Below are 15,664 nucleotides of genomic sequence, written 5' to 3' on the forward strand. Positions count from 1 at the left end.
ACCCAAATACCCCCATAAAACATTGTTTAAAAAAAATACCAAGTAATACGTAGTTTTACGATTTTATTAAAATAACTGAAATTATTTTTTTTGAAAATTGGTTAATGAAGCTGGATTTTATGTAAAAAAGTAAGAAAGGAAATAATTAAATCAAATTATTTTGAATTGCATAATGTACTAATCCAATGGTGCTTTTTGCATGTAGTTTTACCATTATGTTTTTCCTGTGAGTTTCAACGGTTCTTATACTAATAAAAAGCTTATCTGCAATTTCTTGATTGCTGTAATCTTTAACAATAAGTTTTATTATATCAATTTCTCTATTGGTTAAAGGGGTTTTTTCATTAATTTTTATCTTCCCTTTATCCAAAATCGCATCATGTTTTAGGATCTCTTTATTATCATCACTTTCTCTTTGGTTATAAGCAATATATAATATACCTGTTTTTTGATTATTGCTATCGTAAATAAATGATTTAGAAAAAGTTACTGGTATGGCCTCATTTTCTTTTGTAAAATAAGTATTGAAAATATTTTGTGCAGATTCATCTTCAGTTGTAGTTGGTATATTTTTGTTTTCGCCTAAAAGAATCTTATTAATAGTTTCACCAATTAGCTCATTTTCTTGATATTTTAATAATTCTAATGTAGACTTATTAACTATCAAAATATCTCCATCAAGATTTGTAATTATTAATGATTCCTCAATTCTTTGAAGTATACTATTAAGGTAATCTTTTGATACCGTATTTTCAGATAATGCACGAATCATATTTTTAAATAAATTAGAAAAATTATCAATCTCATCTTGGATAACAGGTAGTTCTTTTATATTTGAATTTGGTGGAATGATTTTTTCAGCTATTAATGTTAAATTTTTTATTGGTCTTGTAATTTTTTTTACATAAAAGTATCCACCAACCAATAAAAGAATCATTATTATTACCATTATTATAATAATTAACCTTGATGCTTTTGAATTTGTGATTTCGTTTTTATTTATGTTAGTGTTAATCAATGTGGAAGAGGATGTTAATAATATATCAATTTTTTTTTGTGCATCAACAGCAACACCATCCATAACTTCCATCATGATAGCTCCTTCATTATTCCCAATTGGTTCTTTTAAATCAAATATATTTGCGCTTAATTTTTCAATTTCTTCTAGGATTTCTTCAATTTCCTCTAAAAAATGTTCGTTAAAATGATTGTTTTCTGAAATTTTAGAATTTTCTAATTGTTGCCTAGTAATAGTATTTAACTTTTTAAAATTTAAAAGTTCAACTTTATTGCCATGAATAAGATAATCATTAGCGGGCATTAATAGTTCAGAGAAACTCAATTTTAAATTTTGAAGATTGTTGTATTTATTAGTTTCCTTTAATACAATTTTAGAAGTATTTTCAAGTTTATGAGCACTTACAATTCCTATATAGGCAACAATAATATTAAGTATAAGTATAGCTATTATCCCAATTAATAACTTTTGGAATATTGTTAAATTTATTTTTAAAGATTTGAACATTTTTAGCATTTATAATAAATAATTATATTACTTTTTTTAATGATGGTGACCACTATGAATTATGGGTTCATCAAACATTGCTTGATATTGTTTGTTATTGTATTTTAATTTTAAATAGGCATTGTTATAATTATTGTATGCATAATTACCTAATTTTATCCAACCAAAGTCCTTATTAAATTGAAGTTTTCTTGAAATTTGTGTTCCATCTTTAAATACAACAATAACTCTTCCTTCAATTTTAGATAAATCAACGCTGTTATTTAAAGCATAGATTTTCAATTTTTTATCTCTTACAAGGTCTTTTCCACAAATTGTACATTTATCTTTTTCGTAACCAGTGACAGATTGGTGAGAACTACAAGTAAAAGAATTGATATCCATTTTAATTTCAAAATCTATAAAATCGACACTATTATCTTCATAAGCCTTGAAAATAGTTGAACCTTGCCCAACAACAATTGAACTATAACTTATTGTTAAAATAAGTATCATTATAATTTTTTTCATGCTACTATTTTTTAAAATTCCTTATTGATTTAGATGATGTAAACCATAGTAAAAAACCACTTAAAACTGTTAATAATCCAAGTAAGGAAAAAGCTCTTAGCAATAATGTATTAAAATTATCCCTTCCTTTATAATCCATTGTATGTGTCATCCATAAAAAATCAAACCATCTCCAATTTCTATGTCTTACCGTTTGAAAATTACCATCATTCAAAGAAACATACGCTTTTACATTTGCCTTATGGTCATAAGAAATTACATAAGCAGGTAATAGTCGTTCTCTATATTCATGATGTTTATTGGTTTCAGTTATTAATTCGACTTTACTCACTTTTAGGTTATTTAACATATGTTTCTTGGCTATTGATAAAGCCTCATTTTCTGAAATCCCTTTTTTAATTTCTCCAGTTATTGCACTATAAAGACCACTATTGTTAATCCAATAAAATGGCTGGTTATTAATTTCTTTCAATTGAATTGATTCAATTTTAAGTGAATCGTTTAACTTAGAAGGACTTATTAAATTAGTGAATGATTTAGGTATAGAATAAACATTCCTAAATTGGTCTCCGTGAATTTCATCAATATCTGTCCAGCTAAAGTAAAGACCACTTACTGTCCACATAACAAATTGCAAACCAATAATTAACCCTAAATATCTATGAATTTTCCGAATCTTTTTTTTCATCTTATAAACTGTCTCTTAGTTTAGAGAATGTTTCCATTAATTCTACTTTTTGCATTTTTGATAATTTTGCATTTTGATGAATTAATTTATACGAACTTAAAGGCATTTCGTCATCTCTAATTTGGTTGATCATTGATTTTAATTTACTTTTTTGTTTGCGAGTTGAATAATTTCCAAATTCGCTAAAATTTAACTCTTTTTTACCTTCAGTAACATGTTTTTCTAAAAACCAACTTACAGGTTGTATTTTATTGTACCAAGGATAATTGGTATTATTGCTATGGCAGTCGTAACAGGAGTTTTTAATAATTGACTGCACATTATTAGACACTTTAAAAACCTTATTGAAATCAGTTTCTAAAATATCAGAGCTCTGATTGCGTTTTGTGGGCACCAATTGGATACCCACAAAAACAATCATTCCAACAAACATTATTTTTTTAATAGTTTTCACTAATTAATTTTCTTTTGCATTTTTCCACAAGTTGGCATTTTAGTCCCCAAATATGGATTTTTAATTGTTTCGGTTTCACTTAACCACATTGCGCCTTTATTGTTATTATACATTGGGCAAAAGTCCTGGTATAATGTTTTATCCGTTCCAATTAATTCTATTAGGTCATTAACATCTTTACTTAATTCTTCAAAATGCTCTCTTTGGTGATCAATTGGACTTTCAATAATATGTTCTGCATGTTCTTTGGAATTTTCCATTATTTCCATGTAAGTACCATGTTGATCACCGCTTAATTTTGACATGTCAAAATTTGCAAACGCCGTAAGTACGCTATTTCCAGCTTCTGCAGCTTTATCTTTACTGTCTTCAGTAAGTGCATTTTTTAAAAGCAAATAGGCGTCAATAATTTCAGACAAGTTTTCATTTTTTTGAGATATAATTGAATCAGTATCTTGCATTGTCGCATTGTTCATATCATTTTGCTGATGACCATCAGCTTCTTCCATATGAACATCACTAGATTCTGTTTGTTTTTTATCATTTTTACATGCGCTTAAAAATAGTACAGAAAGCGCGATTACATACATTGATTTTTTCATTTTGTTTTGTTTTTAATATTAATAATTAGTGATTAAAGTTTATGTATTACATTTTTAAGTTTTTTGTTTATTTCAAAAGCAATTTCATTCAATTGTTCATTCTTTACAGCTTGCATTGAAACCATTGGATTAATTGCCGCTACCTCAACAATTCCAGGTTCAATTTCTTGTACAATAACATTACATGGTAACATAGTTCCAATTTTATCTTCTGCCAGTAAAGCCTTATATGCAAAAGGAGGATTGCAAGCACCCAATATTCGGTATTGCTTAAAATCAACATCTAATTTCTTTTTTAAAGTTTCCTGTATATTAATATCCGTTAAAATACCAAACCCTTCAGCTTTCAATTCTTCTGTTACTTTTTTGATAATCTCACCAAAATTTCCTTTAAGTGTTTTGTTAAAATAATAGTTCATTTTTTTTATTTTATTGATTTATTGATTGAAGTTCTTTAACCTCTCTAAACATCCTTTTCCATTTTCATATAATGAATGGCTTCTTTGATAGACAATGGTCTTGTTGCATTACCAGTTCTTAAATAAAATACAGTTTCACTTCCTTTTATTAAATAGGAAGGTTCATTTGTTTTTTGAATATCTAGAACACATAATTTTTTATTATTAATTGGATAAAAATAAACGTTCACCAAAGTGCAATATTCTTTTCCAATGTGTTTTGAAATTATTTCATAAATTTTTTGTTCAAAGCCATCACTGTTTTTTTGTTTTAAGGTTATAAAATCATTTTCTATTCCTAACACATTTCCCTGATCGGATACCCCAATAATTAATTTACCCCCTTTAGCATTCAAAAACCCTACAATAGTTTTAGCAATTACCATTTCAAGTTCTATGTTAGTTGTCTTTAAATTAAAATCATAGCGAATGGATGATTTGAATTCAAGAAATTGATTTTCGCCCTGCTGTATTAAATTAGAAATGTCCTTTTTTAAAAAATCAATATGTTTGCTTAACTTTTTGGTTCTAACTTTAAAAACACCTGCAGCAGCACCAAATATTCCACCCATTACAATAAAAAAGAGTGCCATATATAACATTTTAAATGAAAATGAATGTTTAAATCGATGTCCTAAAACTTCAATAAAAGACGAAAAAGTGATAGGTTCATTTTTAAATTCAAACCAATAAAGAACCATGGTAAAAGGGTGTAAAATAAAATAAAAAATTGCTATACCTAAAATTGTATAAATAGCAATTACTTCTTTATCTACTGATTTGTTAAAAAATTTAATTCCTGTTATCATGATTTTTTTATCTTATTTGCTATTACTTTTTCTCAGGAATTCCGGTTAATGCATTATAAAATGCTGCGATACTTGCACCAATTAACCAAAATAAAATAAATGTTTGAATTAAACCTAAACCAGCATCTAATAGGGATACATCCATTTTAATTATAGAGGTTGTATCTAATCCATGTAAAAGGTTATTAAAAAAGGCTATTGTTCCTTTCTGCCCCACAGAAAACATTAAAATAATACATCCCAAATACAATAATACACCTGTTAATCCACAGGCAATTCCCATTTTTTTCACATTAAATTGTTTCATCGTATTTATATTTAATTATTATTATCAGTTGAATTAAAATCTGAATGATTATTGTGCTTATGACTATGCATTGGAAATAAAAGATGAATTCCAAGCATTAACACAATAAATAAAAAAAATGATAATGAGTTGTTGATACCAAAAAGTGGCGCTATAAACAGTAATAGCAACGGTAAAACGCAGCCAAATATCATAATTAACATGTGGTTTTTATGTGATTTCATTTTTTAAAATATTAAATGTTGTTTGATAATTTCATTGTGAATTGATTTCAAATTGATTTTGCAATTTTTTCCATTATTGAATAGTCTGATCCAAATTTGCAAATAGCATCACATTGACTTCGCAATTCTGAAAACAGAATGTAATTGATATTCATTTTTGAATTTTTTATGACTGGTCTGTTTAACTGAAGTAATACATCTTTTTCCCTACTATCAGGGATAATGATATAAAAAACCTCATCGCCATTGGAAATGCTAAAATATAAATCGGACAATCGTAAAATACCAGAATAAATACTTGTGCTTTTTTCAACTTCAAATGCGCCAATAATGTTATTTGTACCTTTTTGAAACCAAACCACATCAATCAGCCTTATTGTTTTTTGGGTGTCTTTGTCTGTTGGTAATTCCGGAAATTTAGGAATTGAAATAAAAGAAAAATTTTGACCATTGTATGATTTGCTTTTATCATTACTGGCAGGAGTAACATCATAACCTAACGAAGATCCAATTTTTAATAAATGGTACTGCATTTCGTTATGAAGATTTTCTTCCAGTTTTTCATCTTGAATTTCTTTTTGGCGTTTTAGTATTTTCTTTTCAAATCTTGCGTGCTTTTCTTCGCTTAAGTATTCATCGTTGCCAATGAGCATTTTTTGGCTTCCAATTTCAAAACATAATCCTGCAATTGCTCCTAAATCATTGGATAATTCTGCTTTATACTTGCCGTTGGTTTCAATTAAAGTTTCCCTAATTTTTAAGTACTCTGTCCAACTGCCTAACTTCTTTTTATCTTTGAATAAAAAATTAAATCCGTTGAGAATGGCTGTATTGAATGGCGGAAACCAAGTTGGATGCAAGAAATATAAAATACTGGCTACCGCCGGACCCAACCCTTTTATTTTTAATTCATCTAATTTTACGATTTCTTTTATAACAAGTTCTTCTGTTTTTGCATGAATGCAGTTTTCGAGAAATTGTCCAAAAGCAATTTTATTGTTTTGATTTTCGTAAATATCAGGAATTCTTAATTTTGGTTTCCAATAAAAAGGATGTGCAACACCAACAAAAACCTGTTTTTGTTCTGCAATACAACTTAAAACCAATTCTAAACTACTGCCTTTAAAATCATTTGGAAAACCCTTGTTTTTAACATCGGCAATCACTTGCAAAACGCCTCTTCGAATGGTTCGAAATGCTTTTAATCTTTGGTCATTATCTACAAACCAAGTATTGTAAACACTTTCGCTATCCGTTTTGTATTGTTGGACGATTTGTGAGAAGTTGCTCATTGTTATTTTATTTGAAAGATTTCGACTGTCCCAAGAACAGTATTAAATTTTTGTGAAATATTTATTTGTTCATTTTAATTTCTGGAAGTTTCTCTTCCAATTCTATCCGCTCAATAATTGTGTTTTTTATTGTAACCTTATTTTAAATTTTCACTCTTCTTAATCTTAATGAATTTAAAATTACTGATACAGAACTAAAACTCATTGCCAATGCTGCGATAATTGGAGATAACAAAATTCCGAAAAAAGGAAAAAATATTCCTGCAGCAATTGGCACACCTAATACATTATAGGCAAAGGAGAAAAATAAGTTTTGTTTGATGTTTTTCATCACAGCATGGCTTAGATTTTTTGCTTTCACAATTCCTTGTAAATCACCTTTAACAAGTGTAATTTCTGAGCTTTCAATAGCTACATCTGTTCCTGTTCCCATAGCGATACCCACAATTGCCTGTGCTAAGGCAGGAGCGTCATTGATACCATCACCAGCCATAGCAACAATTTTTCCTTCTGCTTGTAGTTTTTTAATAAATTCTAATTTATCTTCAGGCAAACAACTTGCTTTAAAGTTGCTTAAATGCAATTCATCAGCAACTGCCTTTGCTGTATTTTCATTATCTCCAGTAAGCATAATGACTTCAATACCACTAGCCATTAATTTTTCAATAGCTTCTTTACTTGTCGTTTTAATAGCATCGGATATACTTACATAACCTACGGTAATATTATTCACAGCAATATAAGATACCGTTTTACCTAATTTTTGCTCTACTATAACTTCATTTTTTAATGTGTTAGAAACTTTTATATTTAATTGTATTAATAATTTTTCATTTCCTAAAGCAACTTTGTTATTGTTAACAATCCCGGTAATTCCTTTTCCTGCAACTGCTTCAAAATCTATAGCTTTTACCAGATCAATTTTATTTTTTTTAGCATAATTTACAATTGCCAATGCCAATGGATGCTCACTATGTTGATTTAACGATGCGATGCTAGTTATTAGGCTTGTGGTGTCCCCTTCAACGGAAAATACTTTTTCAACCGATGGTTTTCCTTCAGTAAGTGTTCCAGTTTTATCGGTAATCAACACATTTACTTTGTTCATTAATTCTAAGGCTTCTGCATTTTTAATTAGCACACCATTTTGCGCACCTTTACCAACACCGACCATTACAGACATAGGCGTTGCTAACCCCAGTGCACACGGACAAGCAATTATTAATACTGCCACTGCATTTACAAAACCATAAACTCTAGCTGGTTCTGGACCAAAATTTGCCCAAATGATATAGGTTAAAATTGAAATCACTACTACAATAGGAACAAAATATTTAGAGATGGTATCGGCTAATTTTTGAATAGGAGCACGTGATCGACTGGCGTCACTTACCATTTGAATAATTTGTGATAATAATGTGTCTGAACCTACTTTTTCAGCTTTCATTATGAAGGATTTAGTACCATTTATAGTACCTGAACTTACTTTGTCCTCAGATTTTTTATCTACCGGAATTGGTTCACCTGTTATCATAGATTCATCAATACTACTGCTACCTTCAACAATAACACCATCAACTGGAATTTTTTCACCAGGTTTTACTCTTAAAAAATCTCCTACATTTATATCATGAATTGAAACCACTTTATCTTTTCCATTAACAACAATTGTAGCTTCAGAAGGGGCAAGTTTAAGTAGTTCTTTTATGGCGCCACTAGTTTGGCTATGTGCTTTGGCTTCTAACAATTGCCCTAATAAAACTAGGGCTAGGATAACAGCTGTAGCCTCAAAATATAAGCTGACATCACCAGATTCACCTTTAAATTCTAAAGGGAAAACATTTGGGTACAATAAACCAACAATACTAAATAAAAATGCTGCACCGGTACCAATTCCCACTAAGGTAAACATGTTTAAATTCCAAGAAATAATGGATTTATAACATTTGATAAAGAACATCCAGCAGGTATAAAATACGATAGGAATTGTTAAAAAAAGCTGTAACCAATCCCAGTATATTTGAGGCATTAATTTTGGTAATGGGTTTATTGGTAAATGCATTGCCATGGTAATTATCAAAACAGGAACTGCTAAAAAAGTAGAAATTTTCATTTTTTTAGCCAACATCTTGTAAGTTTTCAATTCCTCACTTTCGTCTGGTTCCATTGGTACTAAATCCATACCACATTTTGGACAAGAACCTGGTGAGTTTTGAATAACCTCAGGATGCATTGGGCAAGTATATTTAGTTTCAACCTGTAATTTTGGCTGTTCTACCAAATCCATTCCGCATTTTGGACAACTACCTGGAGTTTCATATATTTTGTCTGCCTCACAATGCATTGGGCAATAAAAAACTCCATTTCCTTTTTCAACTGTTTTGGGGTGTTCAAGATGAAGATGGCTGTGCGATGTGTTTTTAATAAAAGGTTCAATTGTATAATGCAAACCAGCCTTTAATAATATTTCTTGCAGTTTCTCAATTGAAATATGTGAAGTCATTTCAACTTTAATTTCACCTAATTTTAAATTTGCTTCAACGTTCTTTATTTCTTTTAAATTACTTAAAGCAGCTTCAACATTTGTTTTACAACCACCGCAAGTCATTCCTGTTATTTTGTATGTATGTTTCATAATAATTTAATAGTTAAAGTTTAAAACCGCATAATGCGCGTGCTTCTTTTAAAATTTTGTTTTGTTTTAGCGCAGGTATTTGAATTTCATCCAAAAGGGAAGTTTCAATACATAATTGTTTACATAAAACAATATTTTTATTAAGTAACGCTTGTTTTTCCGATTTTTTAAGTGTGTTTAGACAAGTGATTGGATATAACCCTGATGTACTTATTATATCTTTTAAGCTTCCGTTTTTAGGGTAATCCCAGCCTAAAAGTTTTAAGCCCATACACTCGGCATATTGAATTGCATCTTCACTAAATCTGGTATTATTAACAACCCAACCTTGATGAAATTTGTGCCCATGACCTTCTTGTTTAACCCACTGTTTTTCAATATCTAAAAAACGAGATTGGATGTAAAGTGGTATTTTAACACTGCATTTGGTGTTGAAAGAACTATGAAATTTGCATTCAATCATAAAATGATTGTTATCTTTTTCGGCCACCACATCCAATTCATGTTGTACACAAAAACCTTGAGTTATAACTCCAATTTTTACTGAATAACCTTGTTGTTTTAATAATTCACCAACAAATATTTCAAAAGGAAAACCCGTTGGGCCAAATTCCAAAATTCCTTTTTTTAAATTATATCTTGCAGCAGTTGGACGTGCATGATTTTTTAACTTTTCAAATGCTTTTTTGTAAATTTCTTTAGTAGTAATACCGTTAAATAATAAAAATTCTATCTCTGTAACAATTTTTTCTACAACTGAATCTGATGCGCCAGATTTTGATAAAGAAGCTATAAGTTTAGCTCTTTCAAAATTGGCAAGTTCTCCGTTATCTTTTAAAATTTGAATATTACTCATGGCTTTCCTTATTATTAACCTTAAAATTACGAATGATTAAACGATTACTTTTGTCATAACTAAAATAACTTATGGCCCAATTTAAACCTACCAATAATTTATTTTTGAAACCGCTTATAGACATTAAATGAACAAATGACCAAACTAACCATGCTGCGTATCCTGAAAATTTTATTTTACCAATATCTGCAACAGCTTTGCGTTTACCAACAGTTGCCAAAGAACCTTTATCTTTATAAATAAAAGGTTTTAGCGGTTTATTTTGAATTGTTCTAAGAAAGTTTTCAGCTAAATAATCACCTTGTTGTATAGCCGGTTGAGCTACCTGAGGATGGCCTTTAGGTGTTTTATCTGAAATAGAAGCAGCAACATCACCCATGGCAAAAACATTATTATAACCTTCAACTTTAAGGTATTCATTGGTTTTTATTCTTTGACCATGAATTATAAAATTGCTATCTAGTCCTTCTGGTAATTGCCCTTTTACTCCAGCAGCCCAAATTAAATTTCGAGCATAAATTTCTTTTCCACTTTTGGTTTTTACAACCTTACCATCATAATCTACAACAGCTTCATTCAATAAAACTTCAACATTTAAATCTTTTAAATATTGGGTGACCTTTGAAGAAGCATTTTCAGACATTACAGACAAAATTTTCTGACTTGCTTCTACCAAATAAATTTTCATGATTGATGAAGGATATTCAGGATAATCTTTTGGTAAAATGTATTTACAAAATTCAGCCAAAGCACCAGCCATTTCAATACCTGCAGGTCCACCACCAACAATTACAAAATTAGTTAGAGCGTCTCTTTCATTAGTGTTACAAGTAATTGCAGCTTGTTCAAGATTTTGCAACATCATGTGTCTAATATTTAACGAGTCGCGAATATCTTTTAGTCCTAAACTATTTTCTTCAACCGATTTTAATCCGAAAAAATTAGTTGCTGTTCCAGTTGCAATAACCAAAAAATCATAAGTTAATAAGCCTTTATCGGTATATACGGTATTTGTTGAAGTTTCTATTTTTAAAACTTCAGCTAATCGAAATGTTACATTTTTATAATTTGATAATTGTTTTCTTAATGGGAAAGCAATACTATCGGGCTCTAGTCCGCTAGTTGCTACTTGATATAATAAGGGTTGAAATTGATGAAAGTTATTTTTGTCAATTAAAATAACTTGAAAATTTTTATTTTTTAATTTTTTAGCAAAGGCTAAACCGGCAAAACCACCACCAATAACAACAATTCGCTTAAATTTAGAAGGAGGTAAGCAAATTAAATCAGTTTCACAACCAGTTATGTTTGTGCAACAGTTGGAAGGTTTATTGGTTTGCATAACTTTTAGATTTAAGGGAGTGATTACAACAATATTATTCTTTAAATTTAGGGTTTAAAAAGAAAAAGGAATATTGCTGTAAAACAGTTTTTAGAAAATATAATTTTATATTCCCTTTTCTTTTGTTGAGAACTTTAATAACCATTTACGAAATGGTTATTTAGGATTTTATATAATCTTTATAGGTTTGCTCAGATTCAAAATAAAGAACATCGTTATTTCCTGCTGGGCTTAGCACTATAAATGCAACAGCTTTATCTACTTCTTTGCCTGTTGAAGGATCAATTGCGTAACGAGTTTCTCTCATTGTTTTTAATTTTACTACACAACCTTCACAACATCCATAATAAGTTTTATTTTCAAACTCAACAGGAATTTGATCTATCCCCATAAATTTGTTATTAACATAACAAACTTTACTTGATTCAATTTTAGCTACTCCAGCCGATTTTGAAAGGGTCTCTTCAGAATATTCAATTTTTGTTTTTTCTGAAGATTCGGTTTTCTGTTTCGTTTTAGTAGTACAACTACTAATTAAAGCAGCTAAAAAAAAGAAACCAATAATTAAAAAATTTCTATTTGTTTTCATAATTTCACGAAGTTTTATTGTGCCTGAGTAAGAAAAGAGAATTAAAGTTCAAGAAAAACAATCAATCAAATCTTCAATGAATATAGTCTCTTTTCTTAACGCCAGGACTTTTGTTAATGTTTATGTTTATGGCCGTCTTCTTTTTTATCGTCCATTTTTTTCATTTCCATTTTTTTCTCAACTAAGTTCATACCACATTTTGGGCATTCACCTGGTTTATCACTAATTACTTCAGGATGCATTGAACATGTATAAACTTTCGTCACTTTTTCTTTCTGCATTTTACTATGATCCATATCCATTGTTGATGAATCTTGATTCATTTTAGAATGGTCCATTTTCATTTCCATTTTAGAATGGTCCATTTCCATTTTTGTACTGTCTTTTTTCATTTTAGAATGATCCATTTCTTGAGCATTCATTGTTGATAATCCTACAATAGCTATTACTAAAACAGCTAATACTTTTTTTGTGTTCATAATTTTTTGTTGTTAATTCTCGTTATTTATTATATAAAGGTCTGAATACTAAGCTACAATTTTGTGCATAATTATGTTTAAATTGTATCTAATTTCCCACGAGACCCTATGTTTTTATACTGTGTAGGTGTTATTCCAGTAATTTGTTTAAATTGTCTAGATAAGTGTTGCGGACTGCTATAATTTAATTCATATGAAATTTGACTTATTGTTAATTCATTGTAAGAAATTAATTCCTTCACACGCTCTATTTTTTGTTGAATAATATAATTTTCAATGGTACGTCCTTCTAATTCAGAAAAATTTCTGCTCAAATGTCCGTATTCAATTTTTAAATTTGATGCTAAAAAATTTGAATAATTTTGATTGAATAATTTGTGTCTCCCATAGTAAATATTCTCAATAATGAGTGTTTTAATTTGATTTACTATTTGGAAATCGAATTTTTCAACTATTTCAAACCCTTCTTTTTCCAAAATATTTTTTAATTTATTTAATTCATCATTTGAAAGGTTTTTATTGAAATGAATTTTACCTAATTCAACACGTTCAAATTGTATTTCATGAGTTGACATTTCTTCTTTAACAACTTTTATACAACGGTCGCAAACCATATTTTTAACAGTTAATATAAAGTTTGAGAGTTCCATAATTAGATGGTTTCTCTAATTCTAGTTTTACTCTCTACATTACTAACATAAATAAGCCCATCTCCACTATGCCCAGTTTGCGCATGGGTTTTTATAGTTTTAATAATTTTAGGAACCTCTTCTTTGTTACAAACTAGCTCAATTTTTACAACTTTATTATGTAAAAAAGGAAAATCTAAACTTGGATATTCTGTATCAGGATCTGTGTAATCTCCAACACCTTCACCTTTAAAAACTGTAAAGCAACAAAAGTGTTCTTTTTTGAGATATTTGGCAACTGTGTTTAACTTTTCTGGTCTAATAAATGCTTTAATTTCTTTCATAATTGTACTGTTTTGAAGAAATACCCCGCAACTTTTATTTGCGGAATATTTCTTAAGTTGTTTTATTCAATTATAGTTTTATTGTCACCACATTTAGGCATTGAAGTTCCTAAATATGGGTTTTTAATTTTTTCATCTAAGCTTAACCAATAAGCACCGTTATTATTATCGGCCATTGGGCAAAACTGTTCATATACCTTTTCATTTACACCAAATAATTTGACAGCCTTTATGAAATGTGCCGACAAATGTTTAAAGTGATTTCTTTGAATACTAATATCAGTGCTTTTTGAAATAGCACTGGCAGATGTCGTAATTTCTTTTGAAATAGTCATCCAATGCATATGAGCTTCATTGTTTGTTAATAATTTCATATCCATTGTACCCAATGATTTTAGTAATTCACTAGCAGATTTTTGAGCAGCGGTGGCGTCGTCTTTAGTTAAAGCATCTTTTAAATTGATGTACTTATTAAGGACATTATTTAACTGATTTTGAAATTCTTCTGAAACAATGATTCTACTTTCCATTTTTGAATGGTCGGTTGTTTCTACTTCCGTAGTATTCATTTTTTTCATTTCATCATCGCTCATGGGAGTTTTTGTGTCCATCTTTTTATCACCACTCATATCCATACCTGCGTGACCTAAGTTTTGTTTTTCAGCAGTTGGGTTCATCATACTCTGTTTACCCACCAACTGAGCAGAAGCATCAATTTTAAACACGCCGTTTGTGGCTACTATTTCACCTTCTTTTAAGCCATTTGTAACAATATAAAAATTACCCAAATCTGCGCCTAAAGTAATTTCTCTATAGGTAAATGAGATGGTTTTTTCATGAGGCACTTTTACATAAACCACCGATCTTTTTCCTGTCCACAATACCGCAGTTTTAGGAATGATTAACGCGTCTTTTGCGTTTTTTAATGTTGCTTTGATGATGCCATTTGCAAACATTTCAGGCAATAATTTTCCAGCTGTATTTGGCATTTCAACACGTACTTTAGCAATTCTTGAACCTGAAGAAATGAATGGGTCTATATAACTCACTTTTCCTTTAAATGATTCACCAGGTAAAGCCTGAATGGTGTATTCAACTTCATTACCTATAGAAATCCATTCAATATCTGCTTCATACGCATCAAACATAACCCAAACTGAGCTAAGGTTGGCAATATCAAATAAAGTGCTGCCTTGTTTGAGGTAATCGCCTACTTCAACATTGCGTTTCATCACATAACCTGAATAGTCTGAAAGGATATCGATTTGCTCTTGTACGCTGCCTGATTTTTCAATAGCATCAATTTGATTGTCGGTCAATTTCCATAATTTCAATTTGTTACGTGCTGCAGTGTATAATGCAGGATATACGTTTTTTGAATTGATGGCTTCAAACAATTCCTTTTGTGCTGAAATCAATTCTGGGGAATAAATACGTGCAATTTTTTGTCCTTTTACCACATTTTCACCAGTAAAATTTACATAAAGTTGTTCAATTCTACCCGGAATATGAGAAACTTGTGCGTATAAATTGCGTTCATTGGCTTGAACTTTTCCAAGTAAACGAATTTCTTTTTCGGCATTGGCTTTTTCAACCTCACTTGTTTGAATATTTGCTAATTGATAAGCTTCTTCAGATAACACAATTTCATCGGCATTAATGTTTTCAGCAGTTGCATTGGTTTCTAAAGGAATCAATTCCATCCCACAAATTGGGCAATTTCCTGGTTCTTGCATTTGAATTTGAGGATGCATTGAGCAGGTCCAAAGTTGTGTAACTGGGTCTTGAACAAATTCATGTTCTGATTCATTATGGGATGCTTCTGAATTTCCTCCAGAAAAAACACTCCCTAGTAAGATTCCGATTAATAAAATAGCGGCTCCTAATATGTAATTTTTATATTTTTTCATGATTGTATTTT

18 protein-coding genes are annotated in these 15,664 nt (G+C 29.7%); all 18 read right to left on the bottom strand.

Annotated features, from left to right (window positions below):
• Positions 1–145 precede the first annotated feature (145 nt).
• Positions 146–1,525, bottom strand: a complete 1,380-nt coding sequence (locus tag EC396_RS18090) for a LuxR C-terminal-related transcriptional regulator (RefSeq protein WP_240665671.1) — start codon at positions 1,523–1,525, stop codon at positions 146–148.
• A 36-nt stretch (positions 1,526–1,561) separates the two neighbouring features.
• On the bottom strand, positions 1,562–2,035 hold the full coding sequence (locus EC396_RS08755) for a hypothetical protein (protein WP_129366334.1): 474 nt from the start codon (positions 2,033–2,035) through the stop codon (positions 1,562–1,564).
• Positions 2,036–2,039: 4 nt separating this feature from the next.
• The gene (locus EC396_RS08760; RefSeq protein ID WP_129366335.1) at positions 2,040–2,723 is read right to left on the bottom strand and encodes a PepSY domain-containing protein; all 684 of its coding nucleotides are present in this window, start codon (positions 2,721–2,723) and stop codon (positions 2,040–2,042) included.
• A gap of 1 nt (position 2,724) precedes the next feature.
• A complete protein-coding gene (locus EC396_RS08765; RefSeq protein WP_129366336.1) occupies positions 2,725–3,177 on the bottom strand; it encodes a heme-binding domain-containing protein in 453 nt (150 codons plus the stop codon).
• A complete protein-coding gene (locus EC396_RS08770) occupies positions 3,177–3,779 on the bottom strand; it encodes a DUF3347 domain-containing protein (protein WP_129366337.1) in 603 nt (200 codons plus the stop codon). The genes EC396_RS08765 and EC396_RS08770 overlap by 1 nt, the downstream gene beginning before the upstream one ends.
• Positions 3,780–3,811: 32 nt before the next feature.
• Positions 3,812–4,198 (bottom strand): DUF302 domain-containing protein, encoded by a 387-nt coding sequence (locus EC396_RS08775; RefSeq protein WP_129366338.1) that lies wholly within the window; start codon positions 4,196–4,198, stop codon positions 3,812–3,814.
• Positions 4,199–4,242: 44 nt separating this feature from the next.
• Complete coding sequence (locus EC396_RS08780; RefSeq protein WP_129366339.1) at positions 4,243–5,046, bottom strand: helix-turn-helix domain-containing protein; 804 nt, start codon at positions 5,044–5,046, stop codon at positions 4,243–4,245.
• Positions 5,047–5,068: 22 nt separating this feature from the next.
• Complete coding sequence (locus EC396_RS08785; protein WP_129366340.1) at positions 5,069–5,353, bottom strand: DUF5676 family membrane protein; 285 nt, start codon at positions 5,351–5,353, stop codon at positions 5,069–5,071.
• Positions 5,354–5,364: 11 nt separating this feature from the next.
• The gene (locus EC396_RS08790) at positions 5,365–5,577 is read right to left on the bottom strand and encodes a hypothetical protein (RefSeq protein WP_129366341.1); all 213 of its coding nucleotides are present in this window, start codon (positions 5,575–5,577) and stop codon (positions 5,365–5,367) included.
• Between the two features lie 47 nt (positions 5,578–5,624).
• Positions 5,625–6,869 carry a hypothetical protein gene (locus tag EC396_RS08795; protein ID WP_129366342.1) on the bottom strand — a complete coding sequence of 415 codons (1,245 nt, stop codon included), beginning with the start codon at positions 6,867–6,869 and terminating at the stop codon, positions 5,625–5,627.
• Positions 6,870–7,011: 142 nt separating this feature from the next.
• Complete coding sequence (locus EC396_RS08800; protein WP_129366343.1) at positions 7,012–9,504, bottom strand: heavy metal translocating P-type ATPase; 2,493 nt, start codon at positions 9,502–9,504, stop codon at positions 7,012–7,014.
• Positions 9,505–9,517: 13 nt separating this feature from the next.
• Entirely contained in the window at positions 9,518–10,360 is an 843-nt protein-coding gene (locus tag EC396_RS08805; RefSeq protein ID WP_129366344.1) for an ATP cone domain-containing protein, read from the bottom strand.
• Complete coding sequence (locus tag EC396_RS08810; RefSeq protein ID WP_129366345.1) at positions 10,353–11,702, bottom strand: NAD(P)/FAD-dependent oxidoreductase; 1,350 nt, start codon at positions 11,700–11,702, stop codon at positions 10,353–10,355. The genes EC396_RS08805 and EC396_RS08810 overlap by 8 nt, the downstream gene beginning before the upstream one ends.
• A 160-nt stretch (positions 11,703–11,862) precedes the next feature.
• Positions 11,863–12,291 (bottom strand): hypothetical protein, encoded by a 429-nt coding sequence (locus EC396_RS08815; protein ID WP_129366346.1) that lies wholly within the window; start codon positions 12,289–12,291, stop codon positions 11,863–11,865.
• 113 nt (positions 12,292–12,404) lie between these two features.
• Positions 12,405–12,770, bottom strand: a complete 366-nt coding sequence (locus tag EC396_RS08820) for a heavy metal-binding domain-containing protein (RefSeq protein WP_129366347.1) — start codon at positions 12,768–12,770, stop codon at positions 12,405–12,407.
• Positions 12,771–12,847: 77 nt separating this feature from the next.
• A complete protein-coding gene (locus tag EC396_RS08825; protein ID WP_129366348.1) occupies positions 12,848–13,420 on the bottom strand; it encodes an AraC family transcriptional regulator in 573 nt (190 codons plus the stop codon).
• A 2-nt stretch (positions 13,421–13,422) separates the two neighbouring features.
• Positions 13,423–13,743: a P-II family nitrogen regulator gene (locus EC396_RS08830; RefSeq protein ID WP_129366349.1), complete on the bottom strand. Its 321-nt coding sequence runs from the start codon at positions 13,741–13,743 to the stop codon at positions 13,423–13,425.
• A 62-nt stretch (positions 13,744–13,805) separates the two neighbouring features.
• The gene (locus EC396_RS08835; protein WP_129366350.1) at positions 13,806–15,653 is read right to left on the bottom strand and encodes an efflux RND transporter periplasmic adaptor subunit; all 1,848 of its coding nucleotides are present in this window, start codon (positions 15,651–15,653) and stop codon (positions 13,806–13,808) included.
• Positions 15,654–15,664: the final 11 nt, after the last annotated feature.

It is taken from the genome of Lutibacter sp. HS1-25, assembly GCF_004121075.1.
GTDB lineage: Bacteria > Bacteroidota > Bacteroidia > Flavobacteriales > Flavobacteriaceae > Lutibacter.

Bases quoted from the DNA above. Each gene is read 5' to 3' on its own strand.
- EC396_RS08775 (WP_129366338.1), bottom strand. From the start codon at position 4,198: ATGAACTATTATTTTAACAAAACACTTAAAGGAAATTTTGGTGAGATT.
- EC396_RS08790 (WP_129366341.1), bottom strand. From the start codon at position 5,577: ATGAAATCACATAAAAACCACATGTTAATTATGATATTTGGCTGCGTT.
- EC396_RS08770 (WP_129366337.1), bottom strand. From the start codon at position 3,779: ATGAAAAAATCAATGTATGTAATCGCGCTTTCTGTACTATTTTTAAGC.
- EC396_RS08805 (WP_129366344.1), bottom strand. From the start codon at position 10,360: ATGAGTAATATTCAAATTTTAAAAGATAACGGAGAACTTGCCAATTTT.
- EC396_RS18090 (WP_240665671.1), bottom strand. From the start codon at position 1,525: ATGTTCAAATCTTTAAAAATAAATTTAACAATATTCCAAAAGTTATTA.
- EC396_RS08800 (WP_129366343.1), bottom strand. From the start codon at position 9,504: ATGAAACATACATACAAAATAACAGGAATGACTTGCGGTGGTTGTAAA.
- EC396_RS08820 (WP_129366347.1), bottom strand. From the start codon at position 12,770: ATGAACACAAAAAAAGTATTAGCTGTTTTAGTAATAGCTATTGTAGGA.
- EC396_RS08755 (WP_129366334.1), bottom strand. From the start codon at position 2,035: ATGAAAAAAATTATAATGATACTTATTTTAACAATAAGTTATAGTTCA.
- EC396_RS08825 (WP_129366348.1), bottom strand. From the start codon at position 13,420: ATGGAACTCTCAAACTTTATATTAACTGTTAAAAATATGGTTTGCGAC.
- EC396_RS08780 (WP_129366339.1), bottom strand. From the start codon at position 5,046: ATGATAACAGGAATTAAATTTTTTAACAAATCAGTAGATAAAGAAGTA.
- EC396_RS08810 (WP_129366345.1), bottom strand. From the start codon at position 11,702: ATGCAAACCAATAAACCTTCCAACTGTTGCACAAACATAACTGGTTGT.
- EC396_RS08815 (WP_129366346.1), bottom strand. From the start codon at position 12,291: ATGAAAACAAATAGAAATTTTTTAATTATTGGTTTCTTTTTTTTAGCT.
- EC396_RS08785 (WP_129366340.1), bottom strand. From the start codon at position 5,353: ATGAAACAATTTAATGTGAAAAAAATGGGAATTGCCTGTGGATTAACA.
- EC396_RS08795 (WP_129366342.1), bottom strand. From the start codon at position 6,869: ATGAGCAACTTCTCACAAATCGTCCAACAATACAAAACGGATAGCGAA.
- EC396_RS08835 (WP_129366350.1), bottom strand. From the start codon at position 15,653: ATGAAAAAATATAAAAATTACATATTAGGAGCCGCTATTTTATTAATC.
- EC396_RS08760 (WP_129366335.1), bottom strand. From the start codon at position 2,723: ATGAAAAAAAAGATTCGGAAAATTCATAGATATTTAGGGTTAATTATT.
- EC396_RS08830 (WP_129366349.1), bottom strand. From the start codon at position 13,743: ATGAAAGAAATTAAAGCATTTATTAGACCAGAAAAGTTAAACACAGTT.